The organism is Streptococcus sp. GMD1S, assembly GCF_000296875.1.
Taxonomy (GTDB): Bacteria; Bacillota; Bacilli; order Lactobacillales; family Streptococcaceae; genus Streptococcus.
This window is the reverse complement of the sequence record NZ_AJQY01000059.1, coordinates 1-5,450: the sequence shown is the minus strand read 5'-3', so window position 1 is coordinate 5,450 and position 5,450 is coordinate 1. Positions and strand designations below refer to the sequence as shown.

5 protein-coding genes are annotated in these 5,450 nt (G+C 43.7%); all 5 read right to left on the bottom strand.

Annotation, left to right across the window (positions count from 1 at the left end; all coding sequences use genetic code 11):
* Positions 1–40: 40 nt before the first annotated feature.
* On the bottom strand, positions 41–1,441 hold the full coding sequence (gene pepV, locus GMD1S_RS06490; RefSeq protein WP_000215924.1) for a dipeptidase PepV: 1,401 nt from the start codon (positions 1,439–1,441) through the stop codon (positions 41–43).
* Between the two features lie 9 nt (positions 1,442–1,450).
* Positions 1,451–2,056, bottom strand: coding sequence for a nitroreductase family protein (locus tag GMD1S_RS06485; protein ID WP_000670151.1), 606 nt, complete (start codon positions 2,054–2,056; stop codon positions 1,451–1,453).
* A gap of 174 nt (positions 2,057–2,230) precedes the next feature.
* Positions 2,231–3,085 carry a metallophosphoesterase family protein gene (locus tag GMD1S_RS06480; RefSeq protein ID WP_001015770.1) on the bottom strand — a complete coding sequence of 285 codons (855 nt, stop codon included), beginning with the start codon at positions 3,083–3,085 and terminating at the stop codon, positions 2,231–2,233.
* Positions 3,075–4,922: an excinuclease ABC subunit UvrC gene (gene uvrC, locus GMD1S_RS06475; RefSeq protein ID WP_001061160.1), complete on the bottom strand. Its 1,848-nt coding sequence runs from the start codon at positions 4,920–4,922 to the stop codon at positions 3,075–3,077. The genes GMD1S_RS06480 and uvrC overlap by 11 nt, the downstream gene beginning before the upstream one ends.
* Positions 4,923–5,023: 101 nt before the next feature.
* Positions 5,024–5,450 (bottom strand): M57 family metalloprotease (locus GMD1S_RS06470; RefSeq protein WP_000306226.1); only part of this gene is annotated, 427 nt, incomplete at its 5' end.

Sequence of the window (5,450 nt, the reverse complement as noted above, 5' to 3'; positions counted from 1 at the left end):
AAAAAGAAGTCCAAGCATAACATCTCAGACTTCTATCGTTTTATTTGATCAATTCATAGATAGCCTCAGCATAGATTGCTGCTGCTCGGAAGAGATCGTCCAAGGCGATAAATTCATTGGCTTGATGCATGGTATCGATTGAGTCTGGGAACATAGCACCGTAGGCAACCCCACGTTCCAGCAAGCGACCAAAGGTACCACCACCGATGACTTGCTCGTGACCTTGGAGACCAGTTTGTTTTTCATAGACATTCAACAAGGTTTGCACAAGCGGATCTTCCATTGGCACATAGTGAGGGGTATGGCCGTGTTCAGAAAGACTAACTGAAGCCACTTGCAAGTTTTCAAGGATTGACTTGATTTGCTCTGGACTTGTTCCTTTTGGATAACGGAAGTTGAGGGCAATCGTATTGTCAGCACTTGTTTCATCAAAGCGGAAGACACCGGCATTCATAGAAAGGGCACCCATCTTTTCATCTACATGAGCAACCTTGAGATTTGTACCCTCATGGTCGTTCAAAAGAATCTTACCAGCGATGTTAAGGTAGTCTTTTGCAGGTCCTGCAAAGTCAAACTGGCTGAGGAAAAGGGCAAGGTAGGTCGCACCATTGACACCTGATGCAGGCATAGCACCATGAGCTGATTTACCAATCACAGTCACCTTGTACTGGCCGTTTTCTTCTTGGAGTTCTCCTCTGAGTTTGTGTTCTGTAACAAAAGCATCTAGTTTAGCTTGCAAGTCAGCCAAGTCACCTGAAACAACTGCTGTTGCTGATTCAGGTACCATGTTTTCACGCAAACCACCTGTGAAGCTGTGAAGGCGAGCTGCACCAGTATTTTCACCTGCAAAATGGAGATATTCTGTGATATTCCCTTTTTCACCATTGATGATAGGGAATTCAGCATCTGGAGAGAAACCGAAGTCTGGTTTCGCAAGTCCTACATGTTCAAAGTAGTAGTCCATGTCTGCCCAGCCTGATTCTTCATCTGTTCCGACGATGAAACGAACTTTTTTAGAAGTTGGAAGCCCCAATTCTTTGATGATTTTCAAACCATAGTAACAAGCTGTTGTAGGCCCCTTGTCGTCTGAAGCTCCACGCGCATAAAGGCGACCGTCTTTGATAGTTGGTGTATAAGGGTCCGTGTCCCAACCGCTACCAGCTGGCACCACGTCCATGTGAGCAAAGATTCCGAGAACTTCTTCTCCTTCACCAAACTCAAAATGTCCTGCGTAGTTATCAACATTTTTAGTTGGATAGCCATCACGGTCTGCGATTTCAAGGAATTTTTCCAAGGCTTTTACTGGACCAGGTCCAAATGGATGCTCAGCATCGGCTTTGCTGTCATCACGTTCTGAGTTGATTTCCAAAAGGCTAAACAAGTCAGCCAAGAGGTCTTCTTTGCGTTTTTCTACTTCTGCTGTAAAATCAATAACTGTCATTTTTTCTTCCTATCTCTTCTCGATAATTTCATCTACTGGCAAGCGGTAGCTTGGTTCCAATTTCTCATCTGTGTATCCAACTGTGATCAAGAGTTCTGGACGGAATCGGTCTTCAATGTCCAAAACTTCGTTGGCTTTTGATTTGTCAAATCCAAGAATAATGTTAGAACCGATTCCTTGGTCTGTCAGAGCAAGAACCAAGTTCATGGCAACCAAACCTGCATTGAGGGCTAGGTAGTCGCTGACTTGTTGTTCACTGTAACGCGCAAATTCAGCTGGCAGATTCTTCATAAAATATTGAAGTTGCTCTTCAGAGAAGTTATTAGCGCCGCCAACTCGGGCAATCTTACGAGCACGTTTAGCCAAATCTGTGTCGGTAAACAAGGCAATGGTTACAGGTGCTGCTGATACCTGCTCAAAGTTCGAACCATAAGCCAATTTTGCCAATTCAGCATTTTTCTCACGAACAACCACAAACTTCCATGGCTGGCTGTTGTGGGCACTTGGGGCCAAGGTTGCGATTTCGATAGCCGTACGCACATCTTTGGGATCTACCGGTTTATCAGTAAAATGCTTAGTCGCATGACGTTTTTTATTTAATTCAAGAAATTTCATAATCGATTTCCTTTTCTAATTCTACTGCATCCATTCTACCATATTTTGAAAGAGCTTGCAGAGATTTTTCATAGAAAGAAATTGGAACACGGATGAAGTCCTGGATTTAAACTTATCATTAAAATCAGATTTTTCCTCATCCAGTTCCAACTAATTTTCAGGGGTTTTAAGAAACTAGTCTACCTTATATTCTGACTTTATAGCCTCCAAAAATTTCTTCACATCCTCAACATACCCATGCTTTTCAATTAAACTAGCTAAGAGTTCTAGATTGTGCCCCCGATAGTTGTCATCTCGGCGTAGTTCTTCATACATTTCGATAAAAGGAAGACCCTTGGACTTGGCCAATTCTAACTCTGCTTCATAGTCATAAGCAACTTTTCGGAATAGAATGTTTACTAATTCCCCATATTCTACTTCTATCACAGCATACTGAGCACGGTGATTTTTTAACGCCTCCCAATTAAAATAGGGCATGCCAATCGACCCTGGATTGATGATTTGTTGCCCTTGACTGCCATAACGAAGCAACTGCTTGTGAACATGACCATAGACTGCCACATCAACTTCATCATCTAGGAGTTGGTCAAATTTCTCTGTATCATTCTCAACTAGCAAGTCACCACCATAGTTCTTATTTGGCAAATTATGAGAAAGAGAAAAACGCAGTCCGTCAACTTCTCTCTTTTCTAGCATAGGTAAGCTTCGTAGCCAGTCAATCGTTGCAGGATCCATTCGATCCATCAAATACTGCGTCATACGCAAGAGCTGGACTTCCTGTGGGTCTTCCAAGCCATATTGCCCATCTAAAGCCTCAAGGACACAATCATCCCAATTGCCTCGAACACTTGTAGTGATAGAAAGTTCCTTTAACAGAGCGACCAAGTCATTTGCACCTGGACCAGGGAGGAAAATGTCTCCCATGAGCCAGTATTCACTGACTCCTTGTGCTTTAGCATCTGCAATCACTGCTTCTAAGGCAGTCACATTTCCATGAATATCTGATAAAATTGCGATTTTATGGTTCATCATAATCTCCTTTTGTTTGGTAGTCCACTCTTTCTTCCGCCACTTGAGCCAATTCCACTTCTTCCTGAGGGTTCAACTTTCTTTTCACATCTTCTGCGACTGCTCTTGGCACACCCACTTCGACAATTTCATCCACACTAGCTTCCTTGATTTTAGTGAGAGATTTAAAATGCTTCATGAGATTCTGTTTGCGTTTAGGTCCCAGACCGTCAATCCCATCCAGTTGTGAAGAAAAGGAATTTTTTGAGCGCAGTTGGCGGTGGAAGGTGATAGCAAAGCGGTGCACCTCATCCTGGATGCGTTGGAGGAGAAAGAATTCTTGAGAATTGCGAGACAACTCCACCACTTCCAGTGGATCTCCAAAGAGCAGTTCATGGGTTTGGTGCTTGTCATTCTTTTGCAGACCTGCAATTGGGATATCCAAACCTAGCTCTTCTTGGATGACTTGCTTTGCGATATTGACTTGACCTTGTCCCCCATCAATCACAATCAAATCTGGCGGGGTTAAACCATCACGTTGAACTCGGCCATAACGTCTGCGAATAACCTCTCGCATACTAGCATAGTCATCTGGGCCAACAACCGTTTTTATCTTGTACTTTCGGTAGTCTTTTTTACTCGGTTTGCCATTGACAAAGACCACCATAGCTGAAACAGGACTGGTTCCCATGATATTAGAGTTATCAAAGGACTCGATACGGACTGGGGTCGGGATTTGGAGCAAGCGTCCCAGATTTTCAATAGCTCCTTGGGTCTTTTCGACTGATTTTTCTAGCAGATTGAACTTCTGCTCCAGACTAACACGGGCATTTTTGATGGCTAGATTGACCAGTTGTTTTTTTTCCCCACGTTGGGGTTTGAGAATCTTGGTATCCACCAAGGCCTTGACGGCTTCTTCGTCAATATCCTGCGGAATCAATACTTCATTGGGAACCAGGTGAGATTTTTCTTGATAGAATTGTCCCACGTAGGTCAAGAAGTCCTCATCTGGATCATTGTAGTAGGGGAAAAGATTGACATCCCGCTCGATGAGTTTTCCCTGACGGACAAAGAAAACCTGAACACACATCCAGCCCTTATCCACATAGTAGCCAAAGACGTCCCGATTTTGCAAATCTTTAGCCATGACCCTTTGCTTGGTCCGAAGTGTTCCAATCGCCTGAATCAGGTCACGGTATTCCGCCGCACGTTCAAACTCCATACTTTGAGCTGCGGATGCCATCTTCCCCTTGAGGTCATCGATGATTTTGTCATCCTGTCCTTTTAGGAAATCAGAAACCTCCTGAGCCATGGACTTGAAATAAGCCTCATCTTTCTGACAGATGGTGTGGGCCATACATTGGCCGATATGGTAGTAAAAACAAACCTTAGACGGCGGGTTGGTACATTTCCGAAAAGGAAAAATCCGATCCAGTAGTCGCTTGATTTCATTGGCCGCTCCCACATCAGGATAAGGTCCAAAATAAAGACCTCCGTCCTTTTTGACCTGACGGGTGATAATCAAGCGAGGATAACGCTCATTGGTGATTTTGATGAAGGGATAGGACTTATCATCCTTGAGCATAATATTGTACTTGGGCTTATTTTCCTTAATCAGGTTGATTTCTAGGAGAAGTGCCTCAATATTGGACTCAGTGACGATAAATTCAAAATCCACAATTTCAGACACCAGAGCCTCCGTCTTGGTATCATGACTTCCACGGAAATAAGACCGCACGCGGTTACGCAGATTTTTAGCCTTTCCTACATAGATAATGGTGCCATTTTTATCCTTGTGAATGTAACAACCAGGGCTGGTCGGCAAGAGCTCTAGTTTTGATTTGATCAAGTTATTCATAGTTCCATTATAGCAAAAAGGCCGTAACAGGACGAACAAAAAGCCCCACCAATCACTTGATGGAGGAGCTTTGATTTCATTTCAGATTGCACCGACTTCATCTAGTCGCTTCTGGTATAGAGTTCTTGAACAGCCTTCACATCCTGAGGCTGAATTCCATAGTAAGAACCTGCTGGCTGCATGACAGAAGTTTCGTTGGTATGATCCAATCCGATGGCATGCCCCAGCTCGTGCTCCGCCGTGTGCACGATCCGTTCATAAGAATAACCATAGTTTGGATTGGATAGATAATAGTGATTCAGGCGAACCGTTACAGATATAAATTGTTTGGTTAACAAATTGGTTTGACTCTCGGCTTGACCTGCTACAGCAGTCGATCCATCATTCATTTCACTTGCCACAATATCTGCCTGACTAGGATCCGCAACCACCTCAAAGGTAAAGGCTCCCGTTTGATTCCAGTTTTTTATGGCTTCTGCATAGGCACCTTGAAAGGTCTCATCCATTTGAGGCTCAATATAGATGCGA

Coding starts and splice junctions, on each gene's coding strand:
- pepV (WP_000215924.1), bottom strand. CDS start 1,441: ATGACAGTTATTGATTTTACAGCAGAAGTAGAAAAACGCAAAGAAGAC.
- GMD1S_RS06485 (WP_000670151.1), bottom strand. CDS start 2,056: ATGAAATTTCTTGAATTAAATAAAAAACGTCATGCGACTAAGCATTTT.
- GMD1S_RS06480 (WP_001015770.1), bottom strand. CDS start 3,085: ATGAACCATAAAATCGCAATTTTATCAGATATTCATGGAAATGTGACT.
- uvrC (WP_001061160.1), bottom strand. CDS start 4,922: ATGAATAACTTGATCAAATCAAAACTAGAGCTCTTGCCGACCAGCCCT.